This is a genomic window from Ureaplasma sp. ES3154-GEN, assembly GCF_025780075.1.
In the GTDB taxonomy this organism is placed as follows: domain Bacteria; phylum Bacillota_I; class Bacilli_A; order Mycoplasmatales; family Mycoplasmoidaceae; genus Ureaplasma.
In genome coordinates this window covers 106,228-129,595 of sequence record NZ_JAOXHM010000003.1, presented here as the reverse complement: position 1 = coordinate 129,595, position 23,368 = coordinate 106,228, and the positions used below count along the sequence as shown (strand labels likewise).

The 23,368-nt window shown below is 30.0% G+C and carries 16 protein-coding genes; 2 read left to right on the top strand and 14 right to left on the bottom strand.

All coding sequences use genetic code 4. The features are described 5' to 3' along the window. Window positions 1–184 precede the first annotated feature (184 nt). The 14 genes from OF377_RS01605 to OF377_RS01545 form a co-directional block, all read right to left on the bottom strand. Window positions 185–2,536: a Vmc-like lipoprotein signal peptide domain-containing protein gene (locus OF377_RS01605; RefSeq protein ID WP_263836160.1), complete on the bottom strand. Its 2,352-nt coding sequence runs from the start codon at window positions 2,534–2,536 to the stop codon at window positions 185–187. Between the two features lie 445 nt (window positions 2,537–2,981). Next, window positions 2,982–3,944: a hypothetical protein gene (locus OF377_RS01600; protein ID WP_263836159.1), complete on the bottom strand. Its 963-nt coding sequence runs from the start codon at window positions 3,942–3,944 to the stop codon at window positions 2,982–2,984. Window positions 3,945–4,189: 245 nt separating this feature from the next. Continuing rightward, entirely contained in the window at window positions 4,190–5,356 is a 1,167-nt protein-coding gene (locus OF377_RS01595) for a FecCD family ABC transporter permease (protein ID WP_263836158.1), read from the bottom strand. Continuing rightward, a complete protein-coding gene (locus OF377_RS01590) occupies window positions 5,356–6,207 on the bottom strand; it encodes an ABC transporter ATP-binding protein (protein ID WP_263836157.1) in 852 nt (283 codons plus the stop codon). Before OF377_RS01590 ends, OF377_RS01595 begins: the two co-directional genes overlap by 1 nt. Window positions 6,208–6,210: 3 nt before the next feature. Next, entirely contained in the window at window positions 6,211–7,329 is a 1,119-nt protein-coding gene (locus OF377_RS01585) for an iron ABC transporter permease (protein ID WP_263836156.1), read from the bottom strand. Further along, window positions 7,313–8,185, bottom strand: a complete 873-nt coding sequence (locus OF377_RS01580; protein ID WP_263836155.1) for a hypothetical protein — start codon at window positions 8,183–8,185, stop codon at window positions 7,313–7,315. The genes OF377_RS01585 and OF377_RS01580 overlap by 17 nt, the downstream gene beginning before the upstream one ends. Window positions 8,186–8,198: 13 nt before the next feature. Further along, window positions 8,199–10,583, bottom strand: a complete 2,385-nt coding sequence (locus tag OF377_RS01575) for a putative immunoglobulin-blocking virulence protein (RefSeq protein ID WP_263836154.1) — start codon at window positions 10,581–10,583, stop codon at window positions 8,199–8,201. Between the two features lie 29 nt (window positions 10,584–10,612). After that, complete coding sequence (locus tag OF377_RS01570; RefSeq protein WP_263836153.1) at window positions 10,613–12,751, bottom strand: iron ABC transporter substrate-binding protein; 2,139 nt, start codon at window positions 12,749–12,751, stop codon at window positions 10,613–10,615. Between the two features lie 4 nt (window positions 12,752–12,755). Further along, window positions 12,756–13,913, bottom strand: a complete 1,158-nt coding sequence (locus tag OF377_RS01565; protein ID WP_263836152.1) for a FecCD family ABC transporter permease — start codon at window positions 13,911–13,913, stop codon at window positions 12,756–12,758. 167 nt (window positions 13,914–14,080) lie between these two features. Next, complete coding sequence (locus tag OF377_RS01560) at window positions 14,081–17,881, bottom strand: DEAD/DEAH box helicase (RefSeq protein ID WP_263836151.1); 3,801 nt, start codon at window positions 17,879–17,881, stop codon at window positions 14,081–14,083. 520 nt (window positions 17,882–18,401) lie between these two features. Further along, window positions 18,402–19,334 carry a 16S rRNA (cytosine(1402)-N(4))-methyltransferase RsmH gene (rsmH, locus tag OF377_RS01555; RefSeq protein WP_263836150.1) on the bottom strand — a complete coding sequence of 311 codons (933 nt, stop codon included), beginning with the start codon at window positions 19,332–19,334 and terminating at the stop codon, window positions 18,402–18,404. Next, complete coding sequence (locus OF377_RS01550; protein ID WP_263836149.1) at window positions 19,318–19,479, bottom strand: hypothetical protein; 162 nt, start codon at window positions 19,477–19,479, stop codon at window positions 19,318–19,320. The genes rsmH and OF377_RS01550 overlap by 17 nt, the downstream gene beginning before the upstream one ends. Further along, window positions 19,407–19,811, bottom strand: a complete 405-nt coding sequence (locus OF377_RS03290; protein WP_443080789.1) for a hypothetical protein — start codon at window positions 19,809–19,811, stop codon at window positions 19,407–19,409. The genes OF377_RS01550 and OF377_RS03290 overlap by 73 nt, the downstream gene beginning before the upstream one ends. 37 nt (window positions 19,812–19,848) lie before the next feature. Beyond that, the gene (locus OF377_RS01545; RefSeq protein ID WP_263836148.1) at window positions 19,849–20,673 is read right to left on the bottom strand and encodes a ComEC/Rec2 family competence protein; all 825 of its coding nucleotides are present in this window, start codon (window positions 20,671–20,673) and stop codon (window positions 19,849–19,851) included. A gap of 370 nt (window positions 20,674–21,043) precedes the next feature. On the opposite strand from OF377_RS01545, the gene der reads away from it, so the two are divergent. After that, complete coding sequence (gene der, locus OF377_RS01540; RefSeq protein ID WP_263836147.1) at window positions 21,044–22,381, top strand: ribosome biogenesis GTPase Der; 1,338 nt, start codon at window positions 21,044–21,046, stop codon at window positions 22,379–22,381. Next, entirely contained in the window at window positions 22,374–23,366 is a 993-nt protein-coding gene (locus OF377_RS01535) for an NAD(P)H-dependent glycerol-3-phosphate dehydrogenase (protein WP_263836146.1), read from the top strand. The genes der and OF377_RS01535 overlap by 8 nt, the downstream gene beginning before the upstream one ends. Window positions 23,367–23,368 lie beyond the last annotated feature (2 nt).

Below are 23,368 nucleotides of genomic sequence, written 5' to 3'. Positions count from 1 at the left end.
TTAAATTAAAAAAATGACACCTTTTGTGTCATTTTTAGTTTTTTTTCTCTTTGTGTGCTATTTCTAAAGAAGAAAAGTTATTAGTTTATTCTTCTGGCAATTGTGCTTGTTTTAAAGAATGTGTGATTAATAAATCATTTTAATAATGATTTATTAGATTAAAAATTTCTATTTGCTTAGGTAATTACTTATTAGATTGCATTGCTCTAACTAATGGTTCGTATTTATTTGATCCATAATATCGGTTATCATAATAATAAGATGAACCATTTGTACGGGTTAATCTATTTCATTGATTTTCTAATTCGCCCGCCTTGCTAATATAGTGTTCTGGATCAGATTCAATCTCTGCAAACATTAAGTCTACATCTTTTTTTAAAAAATCTAACAAACTACGATATTTGGCATAATCAGAACGGAATTTATTTGATTCAAGTTTTGTATCCCAAGATTGAATTGTATTTTTGATTTCATCACGAGTTCGTGCGTATTCTTGGTAATCATCAATAAAATCACCATCTGTATTTGCATAAATGTCTAATGGTTTTTTTGTATATTTTTTCAATAATTCATACATTTTCTTATATAAACTTGTAATTGCTGGTGGTTCATTACTTGCAGGATCGGTATATAAACGTGTAATTTCAGCAACTGCATTATCTAAAGTTGTTTTTAAGTATTTTTTTAACCAAGTGTAGTATTCAGTATAAACAACTTTTTCACCTAATTGATTAAGTTTTGTGTTAATATCACTGATTAATTTTGTGTACAATTCTTTTGCTTCTAAAAACTGTAAATAAGTATAAGCATTGTAAATCTTAATAAATTTCTGTTCATTTGTTAGACTATTATTTATTTCTAAATAGACACTCTTAAGATTTTGGTAATTTGTTTTTCATTCGTTTGAATGGCTACGATCGTCATCTTGACGTATTTCCTGCTCTTCAACATTATCAATTAATTCCTTTGTATCGTTCGCATATTTACGATAAAGTACACCAAAAACATTTTCTTTTGCGTTATTAACTTGTTGATTATTTGAAACCCGAACAATATTTAAACTAATAGGTGTAGTGAACTTTACACTAACTTCCTTAATTTGGCTATTAGAATTAATATACTTAATTCCTGTGATTGAGAAATTATCTTTATTTCATAAATATATTGAATTAAAAGTAAAAGAAGTTAATTGCTTACCATCATATTTATCATGATTTGTAAATACTGTAGTAGATGCAAGTTCTGATAAAACTGGTTCATTATTTTCGTTTTTTAAATCTGTAATTAAATAGTAGCCTGTTGGTTGTAAATAATCCTGAACTCAATTATCGTTAACCACAAAAACATTAAATAATTGAGCTTGGTCTTTAACATAAACATCAGTTGTTGGTGTAGTTAAAAAAACATCGCTTTTATCATAGGTTTGTTGCGTCATACTATTTAATTCATTGATTTTTACTTGATCAAGTAAACTGATTTCGTTTTCAGTTGGCGTAACAGCTACTGTAGTGGTTGTTGTTCCACTGTTTTCTTCAGAATTAGTTGATAATTCGGATGTAGGGATATGCTTATCATTTGTTGTTGAAGGTGATGGTTGATTGTTTGTTGAATTTTTTGGTTCATTATCTGTATTCGTGTTATCAACATTATTTGTTTTTTTAGCAGTTATTTTACTAACCACTTTATCCTTAATTTTATTGACAACATGTTTTGTTTTGTCTTTAATAACTTCCACCACTTTAACAACTGATGGTTTTTCTAGAAATTCACTAATCTTGTTTGGTTCTTTAAGAAACAAATTATTAAGAGGTGGAGTACTAATGAATTGACCATTATCAAGTTGGACAGCAATTAATTCCGGAAGAATATTATTTTTAGAAAAGAAGAACGCAGGCAATTGAATATAAGAATCATTTTTTCAGTAAATAGGAGTTCTTACCTTGTAGATTTCGCCATCATACTTAAACAATAAAATAAGTTTTTTGTCAACTAGTGTCTCTTCTATACGTTTTGTTTGGTACTCTTGAATCACGTGATCTGACATCGCTTGTTGCTTATTTAATAGATTGTAATTAATATCTAAGTATTTTGAACCATCCAATTTATTTTTAAACAAATTAATAGAATCAATTGATATGTAAGTGTATGTGTCGGACAAAAAAACATCCTTGCTAATGCGTTTTTGATAAACAAGATTATCAGCCATGTTTTTCTCATTTGGTTTTTCGAATACATAACTAACTATTATTTCGTTATCACTTTTAGCAGCACTCACAAATGAAATACTATAGCCTTTTTCTTCCGCTACTTTATTTTTTAAAACGAAATTAGTGTTATTGTTCAGTTCACGACTATCTAAATCTTTAAATGTAATTTTATTAGCGTTAACAAACGCCACAGACGTTGCTTTATCAAGTTCTATGGTTGTTTGAATTGTAGTCTGGTTAGTTTTACAACTAGCTGCAATAGAGGCTACACTCCCTAAAGCTACTAGCCCACCTGTCAAACTAATTCAAATTTTCTTTTTTCTTGTCATTTATTTCTACCTATTATCATATATGTATATTGAAAATAGAATCCAGCCATTTGTTATTTGTTTGTATCCTATTATTTTAGCAATTATTATTTTACAGATTTTTTCCAAAAAACGAAACTTTTTTCATTATTTCCAATTTTTTTTAAATAAATTTCCAAACAACTAAAACAGGCTTTATAGAAGGCATAATTTAGTTGTTCAATATAGTTATATGTTTATAAAAAATTCTATCTCATTTTTTAAACAATCTTTAATTCACTAAACATACCAAACATATTTTTGCGATTAACACTTTTTTAACCGGACATGTTTTTAATTTGTATAAATAATTTTAATACGCAAAAAGTGCAGGGTATTTTACCCTGCACTTTTGTATAAACTTCGAAAACAATAGAACTAGTCTGTAGTCTTTTGTTAGTTGTTATTAAAATATATTTTTATTAAATTAACGGACTGGTATTACAATTGGTTTTGTAAATTGAATTGTTCATTGATCTCCAACAGAATCTCCATGTAAATGTTGTAAGGAAATAGCTGTAATGCGAATTGCATCTTTATCTTTTAAGTAATCAACTGGTAGTTTAAAGTTCATTTGGTATGGCATATATAAATTGTCAATATCCTTTTTTAATTTGCCAGGAGGTACTGAATCACTAGATACTCCGATTCCATCAAAACGTAATTGAATTTTTTGTCACCCTTGACTGCCGATTCCTGGAATATCACGAACACGCAATAAAATATTGTTTAAACGTCCAGTTACTTTATTTACATATAAATCCTGACCATCAATAATTTTGTATTCACGTTGGTTATTTGGAATTCGTTTAGTTTCGTATTCTTGTATAGTATGACTATGAGTATGTGATTCTCCTGTGCCATGGCTATCTTCGGCTGCTGTTCAATTAAAAATCATTAAGCCCTCATAATCTTCATCAAGGTTTAAAGTTTTACCTTCTAAAACCTGATTAGGAGCGATATTCTTTCTTTCTGTTCATTTCGTTCCTTTGTTGTTATTAGTTTTATCACGGAAACGTTCATCTTTTTCAGTATTATTTACAATTTCGCCCTTCCCAGGTTGGTTAGCGGAGATATGATCACTATTTCCCCCAGCTCTAGCTTGGATATTGTTTATTAAAGTTTGAATTTCCTTTAAAATTGCATCTTTACGTGCTTCATCAGAAATGGATTCATATTCTTTCTTTAAACCATCAAATTTTGCTTTCAGTTCACTTAAAACTTCTTTTTGAGTTGTAGTAGCGTTATTAAAAAGATTGTTAAAATCATCTACTATTTCATCAAATGCCTTTGTTTTCTTTGAACATGATGCTGCCAATGCAACTGCCGCGGGAACAGTAATAGCAACCCCAAGCACTGATCATCAAATTTTTTGTTTTTTCTTTGTCATATGATTTATCTTTCTTTTATTGATATAACCTTATATTTATATGCTTATTATCATACCAAAAAATAAAAAATCTTGTTTGTTTTAGGACCTTTTTAATAGTTTATTTACACAAACTTAATAAGTCTTCTTGAATTTTTAAATTCTTGAGAAGTCTTTTTATGTATTTACCACCATTTTAATTAGTAGAAAAAACACCACAGTTATCCTGTAGTGTATTTTTCTATAAGTTAATTTATAATTATTTTTTATGCATTTTTCCAATTAACCCAACCAACATAAGCAAGGGTTGGTGCACCAATGAAGTGCATCCAGATTGACGAATTAATACTTGGAACTTCGCGAGTTAATAGTAAACCTAAAGATGTGATAATTGCTCCAAAAACCGCTGATAACGGAATTACTGCACGAAAATCACGCACTCCAAATAACTTACGTACAATATGAGGGGTAAATAGTCCAACAAATGCAACATTTCCAGCCAACAAAATCGAAGGGGCAATCAATAAAATTGTTGCAAGAATTGCAATCAATTTAACATAAATTACTGATGTTCCTAAATTTTTGGCTTTTTCATCCCCTAAATCTAACAAACTTAATTTATGACTAATTATCATTGTAATAATAAAACCAACAATAATAATAACTGCACAAATTCATAGGAGTTGAAAATCAGGAAAACCATTTGCTTTAAGAATATTTTCTGGTCCACCTAAAATATATAACATATTAGCTGATGATGCTGATTCTTCAGTTGAACGAATAAAATAAGCAATTGTATTAAAAAATACACCGGTTGCAAGACCAGCTAAAGTCATTTTCAAGAACGATTTTTTTTGTTTAGACATCATTACCATTCCTAATAACATTAAAGCGGCAATCCCACCACCAATAAATGCGAACCCAATTTTTTGGGTGTACATACGGAAATCAAAGGAAATAGCTAACACAACCATAAAGACAGTTGCACCTACAATCCCAAGGGTAGATGGATCTGCGAGCGGATTTTTAGTTAGTGATTGGGTAATGCATCCTGCAACACTTAAAGCAATTCCTACTAGTATAATTGCAATTGATGACCAAACTGTGCTCTGCAAATTAACATACGTGTTAAAATCATCAATTTCCATAAATTTTAAACTAAAAACTAAATGCAAAATTTCACTGATTTCTAAATCAACACTCCGGGGTGTTCCACTATTATAGAAATCCACAATTGTTGAATAGGAAAGGTTCCAAATAAAAATTGCAACAATTGCACATGAAAACACGAAATAAGCAACCACCATAATAATGATCTTTTTGGGTTCAAGTAAATTTTGGTGGCGTAGATAATGCAAATCAAATAAAAAACGACGATGTTTAGTTAAAAGACAAGTTGGTGTTTGTTGTTGTTTTTTCTTGAACCAATTCACTACTTAATATAACTTTCTACTTGAATATTACATACTACTCGCTCATTTGTTGGGGTATCAACAATTGTTGCGTTAATGTTGTATGCCGCTTTAAGCGATGTTTCGTTAATAATTTGTTTTGGTGTCCCATTAAACATCACTTCACCATCTTTTAGGATGTAAATATAATCTGAATATTGCATCGCTTGGTTGATATCGTGTAGAATTGCGATAATCGTTTTGTGGTGTTTAATTTGCAATTGTTTTAATGTCTGTAACAACTCATACTGGTTTTTAATATCTAAATATGTTGTCGGCTCGTCGAGCAAGATGATCGGAGTATCCTGGACTAACGCCAGTGCAAGAACAATCTTTTGTCTCTGACCACCAGATAAATCTTGCATGAACTTATCTTTTAAATGCTCGATATGCATTGCATGCATTACATCTTGAATAATTTGTTTATCCTCAGCACTCAAAATTCCTGTGATATTTAAATAAGGATTTCTCCCAAATGTAATATAATCAATTACCCGTGTACCAATAGGTACATCAAGAGTTTGAGGAATATAAGCGATAAGTTGACTCGCTTCTTTGGTACTAAACTTTTTATGGTCTTTATTATATAAACTAATCGTTCCAGTTTTTGAATTATTAATCCGTACCATCGCTTTAGCAATCGTGGATTTTCCTGAACCATTTGGTCCTAAAATCGTTGTAAAAGCGTGATTTTTAATATCAATATTAACATCTTTAAGAATGTATTCTCCCCGACGTGCATATTTGAAAAAATAATCTTTAACTTCAATAACGTTTTGTGGATCACTTGCAACAAGTGCGTTGCGATCGAAATGCTTTTTCTTTTTGAACATAGACTATTTCCCCCGAATAATTAGATAAATAAAGTATGGTACGACAATCGTCGTTGATAAGAATCCCACAGGAATATTAGTGTTTAAGTTTGATGATATAAACAATGCAGAAGTCACGAGAATTGATCCAATTAAAAAAGCCCCAAACATCGTGTAACTTGTTTTATTACCAAACATTTGTTTAGCAACATTCGAGCCCAGAACTCCTAATAGCGCCACAAATCCCACCATAACCGCTTCTGTTCCCGCTAACACAGCAACTAGTAAATACATTATTAACCGTAAACGCTCAACATTAACTCCTGCTGTTCGTGCTAAGTCCTCACTTGTTTCATATAAATCAATTTTACGACGCAGAAACCAAATTGGAACCAAGGTTATAATAATCACAACTGCTGAAGGAATGATAATGTTTCACTGGATATAATTTGAATTTGGAATAATCCCATAAGTATATTTTTGAATCACTTTGATTGTCGTGTCAAGGGTACCAGCTTCTTTAAACAAACTTGATAATTTATTGACGTTTGATCCGTTTGCATTTGGATTAGCCAAAACTACTGAGATTGCTTCAAATAAAAAGGATAATGCAATTCCTACAATAATAAATTTTTCAGAACTTAAACCACCAAAACGTGACAAAATATAAATAATTGTACTTCCGATAATTGATGCTAAAAAGGCAATTAATGGTAAAATTTGCATTTCTCAACCATTAGATTGGATTTTGGTTTTAATTGATAGTAAGTAAAACGACATAATAATGATATTTAAACTACCAATCCCTAAGAGGGAAATATCCGCTAAATTATTGCGGGTCGCTTTTTGTAACAGCAAACCTGCAACCGCTAGTGCTCCTCCACTAAAAATCGCCATTATTGCTTTTTTACTACGAATTTCAAATAAGTGCGCATTAATAAAAAAGTTGGTTTGCTGGCTATCATGGTAAATAAACATTACTAAAAAAATAACAACGCCCAAAATAACAGCAAGACTGATCATTTTGATGATTGCTGTTTGCTTATGATCAATTTTTTTAACCAACGAAAAAAATCGTTGTTTTAAGGGTTGTTTAGTTTTTGTAATACTCTGTGTATCTGTAAGACTAATTCTTTTGTTCATTAGTTGTATCTACCACCTTTATTTTAATCGGGTCTTTGAATTGGATTGTTAATTCTGCGCCAATAACTTCATCACCATGTGCATGAACAAAAGATAACGCAGTGATTCTGATCGCTTTTTTGTCAATCAAATACGCAGGGTCAAATTGTACATCTACCTGTACGTACCGTCACTGATCATCAAATTTTGTAGGTTTTTTAACAAACCGTGATGATGATCCAACCCCATCAACACGGAAAATAAAATCATCAAAAACTAAATTGCCAAGACGTGGATTATTAGGGTAATAAATACGAACGTTTTTTAAAACACCTTTATTTTTATCAATAACTGTATCCTTAGGAACTGCAATATAGGGATTATTTTCGTTTCAATCTTCATCAAATCATTCATTCGTTAACAAACGAGTTTCAATCGGCTGAATGATATGGGGGTGAGTATGGATACGTCCGTTTTCATTCCCAATCGATTTATAGTACCCAAAAAACATTAGTTCATTTGGATCTTCTAATCCTAAAATTTTACCATTAATTTGCTGATTACCATATTTAACTTGGATTTTATTGCTATCTGCAAATTCTTTGGGAACTGGAATCATCCCATCAGGATCATAGGTGGTTCCTGTTTTATCAAATTTAGCTAAAAGGGATGGATCAGGATCATCGGTTTTAAAACTATTTGTGTTATTGTTAATCTTATTAGTATCTTTATCTTGTTTCGGGGGAGCTTTTTTATTTGGTGATTGGTCAGTTTTCTCGCTCGGGGCGCACGCCACCAACGCACCAACTAATCCTGTGCACATTAGTGCGCCCATCAAACTAATACTAATTAGTTTTTGTTTTTTCTTTCTATTCATTTTCATTCTTTCTTTATGCAACATCGACAACTTCTTCTTTTTGGTCTTGTTTAACACTAAAATAATTTGACAACATATCTCTTAATTGAGTATTATCAAAATCAACAAGAACCGGATTATTTTTAAAATCTTCACTATCAGCAAGTTTCTTTAACCATTGAATATTTGCAATACCATTACTATTTAAAGGTTCAGAACCCTGAACAATTCGCAAGTATTTAGTCTGCGAATTGTTAGAAAAGAAAATTTTTGTTTTTGGCATTTGTCGAGGATAATTCTCAATAATCATAATGTCTTTAAATTGTGAATTATTAATTTCATCGGTTGTGATTTCAAACACTGATGATTGGTTTTTTAACCATAAATATTTCAGTTTACGAGTACCATTGTTCTTTTTCTTTTCATCAGAAAACAATAAACCACGAAGCGATTTTAATGATGTACGTGATAAATCTAACCCTCATGGATATGAATTACCACCCTCATTATGATCTGGTTTTAAACCACCACCCATACTTCCGTTAAAGAATGGTTCATTATTTCTAACAAAATAAGCCATCCTTAAACCGTAATTAATGTGATTTAGTTTATCCTCAAGATTAGTTGCATTATTGTCGATATCATCATTATAGAAAATTAAAGTATCAAACATAATTCTAGTGAATGGTTTGTATCCAGCTACGTGATCAATCCGCGTATTATAATCGTTAGTATTGATTCATCAAACATTTTTAACAGATCATGGATTAATTCGTCATTCATCATCATATGGTAGTTCGTTAGTATATAACCCTAATTCTTTAATTCGTTTTTTATCTTTTAAAGCATATAATGCGGTTGTGTCTTTTTTAATAAAAAATAATTCCAATTGATCAATTTCTTCTGGTAGTGCTTGAATGATTTGGATAAATCTTTGGGTTGCAGAAGATAATCCTATATTCGTAAACCTAAAACCATCAATTTTGACCTGGTCTTTTTTTAATTTTTCTAAAAGATTAACTGTGTTATTGTAAGCTTCTTGCTTAGCAACATCAATAGTTAATGTTACCCCTTTGTTTGGTTTATCTGTTTTTGGTTCATCACGCGTTAAAGTATTAAATGTAATACCTTGAATATTATTTGGGTTGTATTTATTAGTTAATTCGGTATTAATAGTTTTTGTTCATCCGGGGTAAGATCCGTTTTCTAAATCCTCAGGATTTCTATTAAAAGCCGAATCATAACCAAATACCCGACGATTTGCATTGTCATACTCAAGCCGGGATGTAACCTTATTTGTCCCAGGAACAGGTGTGTATGCATAACTTGCTCATTCGCCTTTTTCATTTAAGTAAGCATTTGATTCGTCCAGTGTAAATCCACCGGCGCGAATTATAGTTTCAGCTTCAGGGGAAAGTTTGTTTAGTTTATTAAAATCTAAATAGGAGGCAATTTTTAAAATACGTGTAACACTCTTTAAAGTTTGGGGAGATTCATCTTCGGGCAATGCTTCTAGTTCGGCAATTTTTTGCGGTGTAACATCATCTCGCAAAAATTTTTTTCATACATCAGAGTTGTGAATAATTCGTGAAAATTTATCCGAATCCTTTAATTTAGGATTTCAACGTGCAATTTCATCCCCTTCGTGCCCCATTGTGCTAATATAATTTTTGTAATCTTCAGTTGTTCATTTATCAATTTGTTCACGTGAATCTAATAAGGGATTAAAAATCCGTTCACCAATAAATTTAATCGATTTTTCAACTTGTTTGTTTAAGAATTTATTTGACGGGTTAAAACTAACAACATCAGGTACCCGTTCTGCTAAGTAAGGATCTGGATTTTGGTTTGTAATTCCAGCTTTCTCATCACTTCTAAAGTATATCCTGTTGGGTTGAGGTTGCAAAACAATGTCTTCATCTAAGCCATCAACATGAACTTTTGTGTGCACTTCCTTTGGAAGTACTTGCAAGTCTTTTGGTTGTTCAGACTCACGAATGGTTTTGTCAATATATGGATCTTCTTGAGTTTGTATGTGATCTGGTTCTTTTTGTTTTTCAGGTTCAGGTTGTGGTTTTTTAGGGGTTTCAATTGTTGCAGAAACTTCTGGAGTGGGCGTTGGCTGCTTAGGAACTTCAATATTTTTTGATTCTTCAACCTCTAATTTGTCCTTAATAATTTCTTCCTTTTCGATATGTTCCTTATTTTTAGGAATTTTATTTTCTAATGGATTAGTTAGTTTAGGAGTTGCCGTTTTGCTGACATTTACGCCACTTGTACTAAAAGAACCAGTATGTACACTTGTACTATTTGGATTTGGAGATGAATGTTTTTTAAGACCTAGTGTTAAAGCAATAATCGATGCTACAACAATTGTTGATGAAAAAACAGTTAATATTAATTTTTGTTTTAATTTCATAACAAACCATCCTATTTATATTTGTATATTTATTTTCTAATAAATCCTTGTCAATAACTTCCCCATTCAACACTCTCTTTTATTAATTCGTTATATAAAACTTGATCAGCTGGATTTAGTTTTTTAACTACTTCTTGAACTTCAGAGGTGTTTAGTAGGTGTTTTAATACTGCATCAAGTATTTGATTATAACCGATTGGCGAACGAATACCCTCAGTTCATAAAGTATAATCTTCTAAAAAAATGTGATTCGACAAAACTTCTGGGTCACTTACGGTTTGTTCATAGACATAAGACTTTAATAATAAATTCACCTGAACATTTTCGCTTGGATTCTTAAAAACCTGTTCTTTATTTTTGGTTAAATTAAAAATATAGTCAAAATTCCCTTTAAATTTTGCAAAATTAGTTTCTGTTAATCCACCATCTCCCAAGTTTCATCATCAACCATGAGCGTCCATATTTAAAATTGAATTGCTAACTGATTCATCAATTTGTTTAACAATTTCATCCTCGCCTTCAGCGTTCTCACAATGGGTAGTGCCATCATCATGTTTATGGCAACCTTTAGGAACTTTATTGTCTACTGGATCTAAAAGAGCTTTATAACTATCACCAATTAAACGAGGGCGTGGTTGACGAAAACCCAAATCATAGTACAAAAAACCATATTTAGAAATTGTTTGTAAAGTATTTGTTCCGTTTCGTTCAAAAGTTGTTAAAAGACCAATAGTTTTTGAACGTTGGTTATTGAATTGATAGTTAATTGGATCATAACGTTTATCTACTAAACCAACTAGTTGGAAAAGTTTACGCATTTTTTCAATCCGGTTAGACAAATTACCAGCAATTTCATTCGCATTAGTTAATGCATTTTTTAATAATATTAATTTTTGTGGTTTATCCTTAAGTAAAACTTTTGCTTGTGTAGTTTGCGCATACGCACTCGCAGCATAGGCGATTTTGTATAAATACAACATAGATTCACGAATAGAACCTAAATAAATTTGGGAATCACCATTTATTTTTAAATTCTGTTCATATACAGGGTGGTGCTGTAGAATTGATTTACTTTGACTATTATCTAAAAAAACATTATCACACTGGGGGATGTCTTTAGTAAATGCGTCATGATCACACATCGCAGGTTGATAATTGATATTTTTAACACCCGCATCTTTATCTTTTTGGGTCAATAATAATTCATTAAAAAAATGATAAATTTTGGAATTTAAACTATTTGTTTCTTTTCAATCAGCAGATGGGTAAAATAATGGAATTTCATTTTGTTTATTAGTTAATTGGTTCGTTTTTTTATCATATTGAACACCGATAACAAATTTTGCAAAATTTGATGTTCAAAAATCAAAAGGCACATCCTGACCGTTTACTTGAATACTTAAGTTACTTGGATTGTGGAAATACCAATTATTGACATCTCTTGCAAAACTAGAAAAATTATGTAAAGGATATAGTTGCTTATTTTTTTCATCCTTATACACTAATCCTTCTCGCAACTTCTGAGCTAGTGGATCATTGTATAGTGGACTATTAATATCGTTATAATTTTTAATTAATTCAGAGTTTAGACTTAAAAATAAATCCCGTGATGTTTTATAATCTACTTCTGCAACAAATGAATTGTTATCAATTGGTCCACCACTTACATTTATGCGACCACCACCCACTGTGTTGTTTGTGTCCTCAAGTAAGTACCGATCATATAAAACAAATCCACCTTTGTTAAAAAATCAATATTCTTCGTTACGCCCCTCGTTTTCATTGTTTCCACTTAATGAGAATCACGATGGTTCAAATGTTTTAATTTCTTTTTCTAGATTATTTAATTTCTTAGCTAAACCATCGGCGAAATTAGGTTTATCATAAATATAAGTTTTAAAATCTTTTTCATTTAAAGCATTAATATAATCATAGGGTCTATTTTTATCTCAGAAAACTTGGGTTGGGTAATAATCTGGACTAATCCCTAATGCTAACAAATTATCTGCTTGCGAAACATATGTAGGAAAAATCGTGTATTTTAGCCCAATTGTTTGATTTCCTTTTTGATTCTTGCTGCCTGCGCAAGCAAAGGCAGTAGTAGTAATTAAGGTGCCAAGAGATAATAATCCACATAAACTTGTGAAAATTTTTGTTTTTAATTTCATATGTCTATCCGTTCTTTCGATGCATTCATCCAACTCACGCTAATGTTGGCGCACCAATAAATTGCATTCAGATTGATGAATTAATTGACGGAATTTCGCGTTGTAGGATTAGACCTAACGAAGTTAATACCGCACCCATAACAGCAGATAGTGGTATCACTGCACGAAAATCACGAACTTTAAATATTTTACGCACAATATGAGGGGTAAACAAACCTACAAATGCAACATTTCCAGCCAATAAAATCGATGGGGTGATTAACAAAATGGCCGCAATGATTGCAACTAATTTGATAACTACCACCGATGTCCCTAAATTTTTGGCTTTTTCATCCCCTAATTCAAGAAGACTTAATTTATGAGCAATTCCCATGGCGATAATTAGACCAATAGTAATCAAGATGGCTGCAATTCATAAAGTTTTTCAATCCGCAAATCCATTTGCTTTTAAGATATTTTCTGGTCCTCCAAGCACATAAAGTACATTTGCTGTTGACGCACCTTCATCACTTGAACGAATAAAATATGTTACTGTGTTAAAAAACACACCTACTGCAAGACCTGCTAATGTCATTTGTATATAAGATTTACGGTTCTTTGAAAAAAATGTAAGAATTACCAACATTATAGCTGCAATTCCGCCCCCAATAAACGCAAATCCAAAACGGTGAGCATAGATACGAAAATTAAAGGAAATCGCTAATACAACCATAAATACAGTCGCTTGTACAATCCCTAATGTCGACGGGTCTGCAAGCGGATTTTTAGTCAATGATTGCGTAATAGAACCTGCAACAGCCAAAGCAAGACCAACTAAAATAATTGCTATCGAGGATCATACGGTATTTTGTAAATTCCCGTTTGAATTAAACTTATCAGTTTCTAAAAATTCTAATGAGAACACTTTTTTTAACGCAACATGAAATTCTAAATCGATAGAAGTTGGTGTCCCATGCGATGCAAAATCAATCGTGGTCGCGTAACTTAAGTTTCAGATAAAAATCCAAAAGATAGCAATTGACATTGCGATGTAGGAAATAATCATCACAGCAATTTTCTTTTTGCTGATTAGATCAGTATTTTTGATAATTGATAAGTCAAAAGTGTATTGGTGCTTTTGACAAAGTGATATTTTTAAGAGTGTAGTTTTATCTAAATTCATTTTGGATCTTTCTGATCTTAATTTTAAGAGGTTTAATCAGTTTTATACCCTGATTAATTTTTATTTATTTTTATTATAAAACTTTGCAACAGTTATTAATAATAATTTGCATTGTTTTTGTGTAATTATGAACAAAAAATTTTTATCAAAAGATTTTTAAATAATTATTAACTAATAATCAATTCATTAAATGTCTGTTTAATTTTTCTAGCAACTTGAGCGTAATCATTAATAATTTCTAAGTCCGTAAACGCTAATAATGGATAATGTCGGTCGATTAAAAATTGATATTTATCATAAAGTGTCTGTCAATTTGAGTCATATAGTATATCATTGGTCATTTGATAATCAATTAGTAAATCAAATTGTTGATTCAATTTGTTATAAATACCAAAACTAATTTGATAACCTAATAAATCATACTGATACAAAATAATTTGCTGATCGTTAATTAATGTTTTTAATAATTGATATATTTCACGATCAACTTGGTTATTAAAATTATTTTCATTCACTTGGTATCGTGTAATTACATCATTATTATTTAAATTTAATTGATCACAAAAATTAATAAAATGATAGAAGACCATATAGTTTTCGTTGTTTTTATTAATATTTAGTTCAGTTCCCATAAACGATTTAACTACAAACATTTTCTGACGAGCGCGAGTAATCGCAACATTTAAACGATTCATGCCGTTTGTTTTAATAATTGGACCAAACTGATTTCTTAAAACCCCATTGTTATCCTTGGCATATGTAATTCCTAAAATCACCAAATCCGCTTCATTCCCTTGTACATTTTCTAAATTAGTAATTTGAATTTCATCGTCTAATACTTTTTGATATACATCTGTATCAAAATATTGTGTTGCAATCATATTTTCAATAAGTTCTGCTTGTTTTAGGTTGAATGTAATAACTAAAATTTGCTTATAATTTGCTTCATGCTCAATCAATAAATTAATAATTTTTTGTGCTTCTTGTGTGTTGGTGTTATTTTCATATATTCCATCATCAACATTATATGTTTCAATTCCTTTGTATAATTGGTGGTTATATGAAGCAAATACTAGTTCATCATCATATAAATAATGTGAACTAAAACTAATTAAATCAGCACTTTGAGAACGATAATGGTTTTTTAATCAATATGTTGTTCATAAAGCGCTTTTACTTCTATCTAACAAACTTTCTGCAACATCGACATCATCAATAGCATATTCATTATTATCATCATTACGTGTTGAAAAGAAATTTGTTGGTTTTAATTGTTTATCGTCCCCAGCAACAATTTTAATTTTTGTGCGGTATAAAACTGGATATGCATTTTCTAAAAACATTTGACTGGCTTCATCAAAGATTCCATAGTCAAATAGGTCTTGTTGTAAAGGAAAAATATCACAAACATCATTGGGTTTTGCAATTCAGATTGGAAATAATTTAATTAAATATTTATAATACTCTTTAACAAAAGTTGCAACTTCAGGTTGGCGTGGAAGTTTTGCAATACTTAACATATTTTTTAATTGTTCTTTGGTTTTTGAGTCACTATGCTTGATTCATTGGTCTAAATATGATCAATATTCTTCATAAATTTCTTTATCTAACGTTTGACAAAAAGCATTGTTTTGCTGCTTATATTGAGCAAATCAATCATTTGTATTAATAGTTGACAAACTAGTGTAATCACTTAATGATTCATGATAAAAAGCTTGCAGTTGATAAATTTTAACTAACTGGTCAACATCGAAATCAAATCCAACTAGTAAATTAAAAAAATCAACATCAATCTGTAAATTTAAGGTTAAAAGCTCTTGTAAATAATTTAAATTTAAAACATCATAATTCTTGTGTAACCAACCATGGTAATTATTAAAACCCGATTGTTGTAAATCGTATATTCGCCTTAAAGTATTAAAATCAAATCTTTCATAAACAACATCATTTGTAAGTAAATCGATGGTTTTATAGTACTTTTCTATTAAATTTTGGTCATTTTGAAATCTATAAAATAACCAATTTTTATTAATTACTTCATTTTTAGCTATAAACCAATCAATAACCTTTAAACGATTAATTTGGTTTTTTTGGAGTTTTAAACAATCATTCAAAGGCTTTAAATATTTTTTTAAATTAAATCAAATTGTTTGCAACTCACCAACAGAAGTGTCGTTTCAAAGTGTGAAAAATACATTCACTTTATTTATTTTTTCTTCAAACGTTTCATCATACAAATCAGAAAATATTGAAGTCAAATCCAATTGATCTAGTATTTGTTTACCAAATAAATAATCATTTTTGTATGAACCATCATTAACTTTTGCTCACCAATCGGGGTATAATTTTTGTTCAGTTTTAATTTTTGCTTGTAATGTTAATAAACTATTTAGTAAAGTTTCATTGAAATCAATTTTGTATTTTTTGATAAATGTATTAATTGCTAGATAATCGTTTAATCGTGCGCTAATACTATTCAAATCATTACCTAATATTTTTTGTAACAATTCATACAAATGATAATCCTTAATCTGTATTCATTTTTCAGGCATAATATTAAACATTTGCTTTTTAAAATTTATAAAATCTGCATTATATAAACTAACTTTTAACCGGTTTAAATTTTGCATTAAAACATTGCTTTGAATAATTTTTTTTGCATTATTACTCGTATAGATTTGTGAAACTAAATCCTTCTTATCATTTTTTTGGTTAAATAATCAGAAGCGTCCAAAAGTAGACAAAAGGTCACTAATCTTTTTATAAAACCACATTTTATTTTCATCAGAATCTAAATAAAGTGTTAACTGGTTTAAACGGAATAAACGGTCAATTAAGACATCTAATGCAGCTTTCTTTTCAGATACCACTAACACATTATTATTTTGAAAGACGATGTTAGCAAGAATATTGGAAATAACCTGGGATTTCCCGGTTCCGGGTGGACCATAAATCAATGTGTTTTTTACTAGTGAAGAGTAAATTGCATAGGATTGATATAAATTTAAGGGTTTTTTTAATTGAACAAGTGGTTTTGGATCTTGTGCTCGTTTTAAATGATAATCGTCGCTGATAACATCTTGGTTATCATCATAATTTTCTACGAATACATCAACATTTTGTTTGATTAACTCCTCTAGATCATTCTTAATGGCATTACCCCGCGGTTGAAATACCCCGATTATGTATGCATTATATAAAAAATATTGTTGGAATTTGTCTTTAATTTCACTGGTACTCAAATTTAAAAAGCGATTTTGAGAATTATAACTACTAATGTAATTTTGGTTAGTTAATTTTTTCACATCATCTAACATATTTGCTTCATCATCAAATTTAACAAATGAATTGTTATAATCACGTTTTAAAAATAAAAGTAGTTTCTGATTTAAGGTGTTGTTGGTTTTGCGTCGTTCTAAGAACAATTTATTGGCTCGTTTAACGATTTGAACAGGTAATAAATGAATCGGTGCGTTAATCGCATTTGGTTTAATGGTATTCCCAATGATATAGTCATAACCAATATATAGTGGTCAAATCCCTGTTTGTTTATAAATTCCTTGAGATTGTTGGTTGATGAGATCTAATTTAGCGATTAAACCATCAACTTTTTTAAGAATATATTCAATCATTTCACTTTGATTTACATCAAAATCTTCTTCAAGAGCATTAATTTTCGCCTTAGTGGCAACATCCGATAATAAAATTTGGTATTTTTTTAGAACTTCATTAAATTCAGTAAAATGAAAAGTAGCAGCAAGATCTTTTTTTAGAGTTTTTGTATCAATAAAAACTTTATATTCGAGTTCGCTAATGTCATTATTGATAAATGATTTGATATCATCAAGTTTAAAAAAAGTTAATAAATCGGCATGGGATTTATCAATTTTAGTTCTAATACATTGGTCACGACTATCTGTGGATAATAAATTCAGTAATTTATTTTGTAGCGCTTGATTATTAATCATATATTTAAACTCCTTAATTGGTTTTTCTTTCGCAAATATATTTATTGATTTAAAAAAACAGACAAATAAATGCCTGTTTTTAAGATATATTCATTGCTAATTCAATTTAATAAACAGTAACATATTAAATTTTATATTAATAAATAATAGAAATATTTATTTGCAATAATATTAGTCACCTAATTTAAGCAATATTTGTTATTAGAATTTATCACAACTTTGATTATTTAAATTTAACAATTAAAAAATAATAGCAATATGTTTGTGATAAAAATAGTTTTTTTATTTCAATAAGGCCTAAATATATTATCAGTGGCTCTAACTAAATTTTGAACCTTATTTTTTATACTAATCTTTTTTACATAAAACATCATTTTTTTCTTTCCTAATAAATGCTAAACAAAACTCCACTTCTTAGTTTCAAAGCATAAAAAATAGGTTTAATTATTTAATATTTTAGGTTTGTAAAAATAAAATTATGTTATTAGATAAGCAGAAGCAAAAATCCTATTTCGTAATTTTAATAATTACGTACAAGTGCTCGTAACGTTGATGAACGAGATCTGTAATTATCAGCAACTTCCTGCGCATCAGGTTTTAATTTGTTAATTTTTAAACTATATTTCCCAATTGTTTCCGTGATTGGAATTTCGTTCGGAACTTTTTGATCAAGGTATTGCTTAAAAATTTTTTTAACAATCTTGTCTTCTAATGAGTGAAAACTAATACAACTAATGATACCATTGGGTTTTAGCAAGTTAATTGCGTCGTGTAGTGCGATTTCTAAAACCTGAAATTCATCATTAACAGCAATCCGCAATGCTTGAAAATACAAACGAGCAAAATGTTTTTTTGCGTATATTAATTTTTTAGGTATAACCTTCTGAATTAATTCCACCAATTCCAAAGTTGTTGTAATCGGGTTAATAATACGCTGTTTACAAATTGCTTGTACCACTTTGTCGGGAGCGTTAATCTCCCCAAAGTCTTTAAAAATCTTTTTTAGAGATGCTGGTGAATAAGTATTCACAATCTCATAAGCAGTTAAACTTTGCTTTTGATCCATTCGCATATCCAAATATGCATCGTGTAAATAACTAAATCCCCGAGTTTTATCATCTAATTGGGGACTAGATACACCCAAATCAAAAATAAAACCATCAACTTTTTCAATGCGAAGATCTAATAAAGTTTGCTTAAGATTTTTAAAATTAGTTTTGCAAATAATAACATTAGGGTTTTGACTAAAAATCTGATGAGCATATGCAATCGCACTCTCATCCTGATCAAAACAAACCAATTTACCGTTCTGATCTAATTGTTGAAGAATCAATCGAGAATGACCTCCTCGACCAAAAGTACAATCAACATAAACACCATTAGGCTTGATATTTAAAACATCAACACTGGGTTGCAATAAAACACTAATGTGGTGGTTAAAACTCATAATCATCCATTTCCTGATCGTTAAACTGATCATTTGTTTTCTGATTAGATTTTAAGATCAATTTATTTGACTTTTTTTCTAGATTAATTTTAATATGCGGATTTTTATAATGAAAGACATTCATATCTCACATTTCAATTTTCTCACCCATACCCAAAAATACACTTCCCTACTTAAATTTGCTTTTTGCGTCAAAACAGCAGGAATCGTAATTCGGTTCGCAGCATCCACTTTTAATATTCAAGTGTGTGCACAAATAATTCGTTTTAGTTCACGAAACCGTTTGTGATGAAAATTTTGGTGCTGGGATGAAGACAAAAAAGATAAAAATTCATCATATGATAACCAAAGATCTAGATTGCCGTCAAGGCCAAGAGAAACAATAACTTTATCAATACTATGATCAAGCAACTTGTTTATTTTTGCAGGAATGCGAACTCGGTTTTTCTGATCCATAATTACCTTAAATGAACCAATAAACATACTCTTGCCTTCTTTCTGCTACTTGGCTACTTATATTTTAAGATTTATTAGTATAAAAATATCTTTTTTTCTGGTTTTTATAAATTATTAACAACCCGCTGAAAACAACTAAAATTAGGGCTCTTCAAACATTTTTATTTATGTATTGAAATTTAATAAAAACATCTATTTGTGAGATATTAGTAACGCTGGTAAACAATAGATTTAAAAACAAATCAAAGACAATATTAATTTTTGGAATTCACCCTAGAAAAAACAATAGTTGATGCAAAATAAGAATCGGTGCACTAAATATTTGCATATAAATAATTCCTAAAATATTCAATTGTGCTTTAATTGTCCAACTAATAAGCGATGTAAAGATAAAGACAACTAAATTAGTTACTAAATAATACACAATTTTACGTTTATTAATGATTGTTTTTAAACAAAAAATAATAAACAGAACCCCATAACTAAAATAAAATACATAACTTTTCGCATGCGGAAGACAAATCAAGGTATTAATAATTCCATTTAAACTTAATTTTGAAACAAGATCATTATTTTTTCAGATCCAAGTTAAAATTAAATTAATTAAAACCCTTAACACCCCAGGATTAAAATCTAACAAATATCCATAAAATAAAATAAATATTAAACTAAAACTACGTGTGTATCACATGCTATGCTTAAATTTTATTTTATCAATGAGTTTTAGAATTAAAGATAGGTGCAAACCAGAGACAACAAATAAGTGTGCAATATTCAAACTATAAATCTGATCTAATATATCTGATTTTATTTTGATGTTTAAAACCAACAGTTTAAACAAAAGTTTGCTTCTAGGGTTTTCATACACATAGTCTATCTGTTTAGCCATTAGCTCTTTTAAATTAAAATTCAGCTTTTTTTGAATAAATATAAACACATTTTGTACACTAAAATATTCACTTATATAGTGTGATAATATTCCGACTAATAATCCGCTACAAACATATATAATAATTAGTTTATAATTAAACTTATAGAGAAAGAAATAAACAAGACTAATAAGGTTAATGAGTAAGATAAAAAAACGCTCATAATACACAGCACTAATTACACTAACAAATAAGATTAGTCAACTCATCAAACTAATAGATAGTATAAAAGAAAATGAATGTTTAACATTTGTTTGCATATAACCTATTAACCGTCAAGTTTATTATTTTTTACTACCATAAAATAAAAAAACATAAGGAGTTAGAGATATGCGTACAATAGCTATTGTAGGAAAACCTAATGTCGGTAAATCTTCATTATTTAATAAAATTATTCGTCGTAAACAATCAATTGTTAATGACGAGGCAGGAATTACAAGAGACCGAATTTATGGTCTAGGGAACTGATTGTTGCGAGACTTTATGTTAATTGATACTGGTGGTTTGTTGTCCAAAACCGATGATGTCTATCAAGCAGATATCGCACGACAAGTTAATTTTGCCATCGATGAAGCAAACACGATTATCTTCCTTGTTTCATACAAGGACGGAATCGACGCCAATGATATGATGATCGCAAAAATGTTAAAGAAAACTGCAAGTGATAAACGTGTTATTCTTGCAGTTAATAAAGTTGATAACCGCAATGATAACATTAACGAAAACCAACTATATGCATTAGGTTTTGGAAAACCAATTTACATTTCTGCTGAACACTCAGTTGGTGTAGGGGATTTATTGGATGAGCTTGTGGTTGGCTTAGAACCTAATAACCCAAATGAAAATGAAGATGTTTTTAAATTCTGCGTTATTGGTGTCCCTAATGTAGGAAAATCTTCCTTATTAAACGCTATCTTAAACGAAAACCGGTCAATTGTGCACGATCAAGCAGGTTCAACACGCGATAGCATTGATGCTGACTTTAAATACAATAAAAAAAGTTATACCATCATTGATACAGCAGGTGTACGTCGTAAAGGTAAAATTAGTGAAGATGTGGAAAAGTACGCTGTTTTAAGAACCCAAAAAGCCATTGCTCGAGCGTCTTTAATTTTATTTATGATCGATGGATCACGTGATATCACTGAGCAGGATGAAGTTGTTGGCGGTCTTGCTTACCAGGCAAATATCCCCACTATCATTGTTGTTAATAAATGAGATGTTGTGCAAAAAGATGAAAAAACTATGAATCAATACATCAAAAAAGTCCGAAGTCATTTTAAATATTTATCTTGAGCACCAATTGTCTTTATTAGTGCTAAAGAAAATAAACGTATTCACACAATTTTTGAAACAATAGATCAGGTTCGTGAGCAAAAAGACCGTAGAATTTCTACAAGTGTTTTAACAGATACACTTGTGCGTGCAAATGTTGCAAATGATCCCGCAATTCACAAAGGTGGACGAATTATTATTAGTTATGCTGTCCAAGTTAAGTCACAAATTCCTACATTTGTGATTAAATGTAATAACCCTAAATTCCTGCACTTTAGTTATGCGCGTTACATTGAAAACGAAATTCGTCTTCGGTTTGGTTTTGATTTAGTGCCAATTACTCTGTATTGACAAGATAAAAACAAGCGTATCCGAGGTCTTGAAAATGAGTAAATATTTAATTATCGGATCAGGAGCATTTGGTTCAGCACTTGCTCAGCCATTATTATTCAATGGCCACCAAATCGATTTTTATTCAATTAATGCAAACGAGTTAAATGAAATTAAAGAGCACCAAACAAATAGTCGTTATTTTCGAACAAATAAATTTTTGCATCCGATTAATAAAATCTACAATAATTTGCAAACCGCACTAATTGATAATATTTATGATGTCATCTTATTATGTGTTCCCTCAAATGCACTACGTAGTGTGATTGATATTTTGAAAACTTTTGATTTACGTAACCAAATCATCTTGAATGCTGCAAAAGGAATGGATTTGAAAACATTTCAGTTTTGGGGAGATATTATTGAAAAGGAAGTACAATGCGCTGCTGTCTTTTGTTTAGCTGGACCTTCGTTTGCAGTTGAAGTTTTTGCACAAAAACCAACTAAAATTAATATTTTAGGAGCCAACAAGACATTAGCGCAGCAAATCAAAAAAGATTTTCAAACCCCATGGTTTTCACTCGCTTTTAGTAGTCAAACATCAAGTGCAAACTTTTTAGCAAGTATGAAAAATGTTTTGGCAATTGGTTGCGGGTTGGTGCAGGGTTTGTATAATTCAAAAAACGCCCTTTGTGCATATTTAACTCAAGGTGTTAAAGAAATACTTTTATTCTTAAAAACCATTTATCAAGCCGATGTAAACGATTTTATTTCATACTTTGGGTTTGGGGATTTAATTTTAACTTGTACTGATGATAAATCACGTAACTTTATGTTTGGTTTTCAATTAGCAACCAATGATGCACTTGATCTTATTAATAATAATTGCAGTACTGTTGAAGGTTTAAATGCGTTACACGGAATTAATGACTTATTAAACAAGCACCAATTAACAAACGAATGCCCATTATTCTATCACCTTTACAAAGTTGTTTATGAGCAAGGCTGTATTAAAAAATATATTAGTTTAATCTTTGCACAAGATTAAGC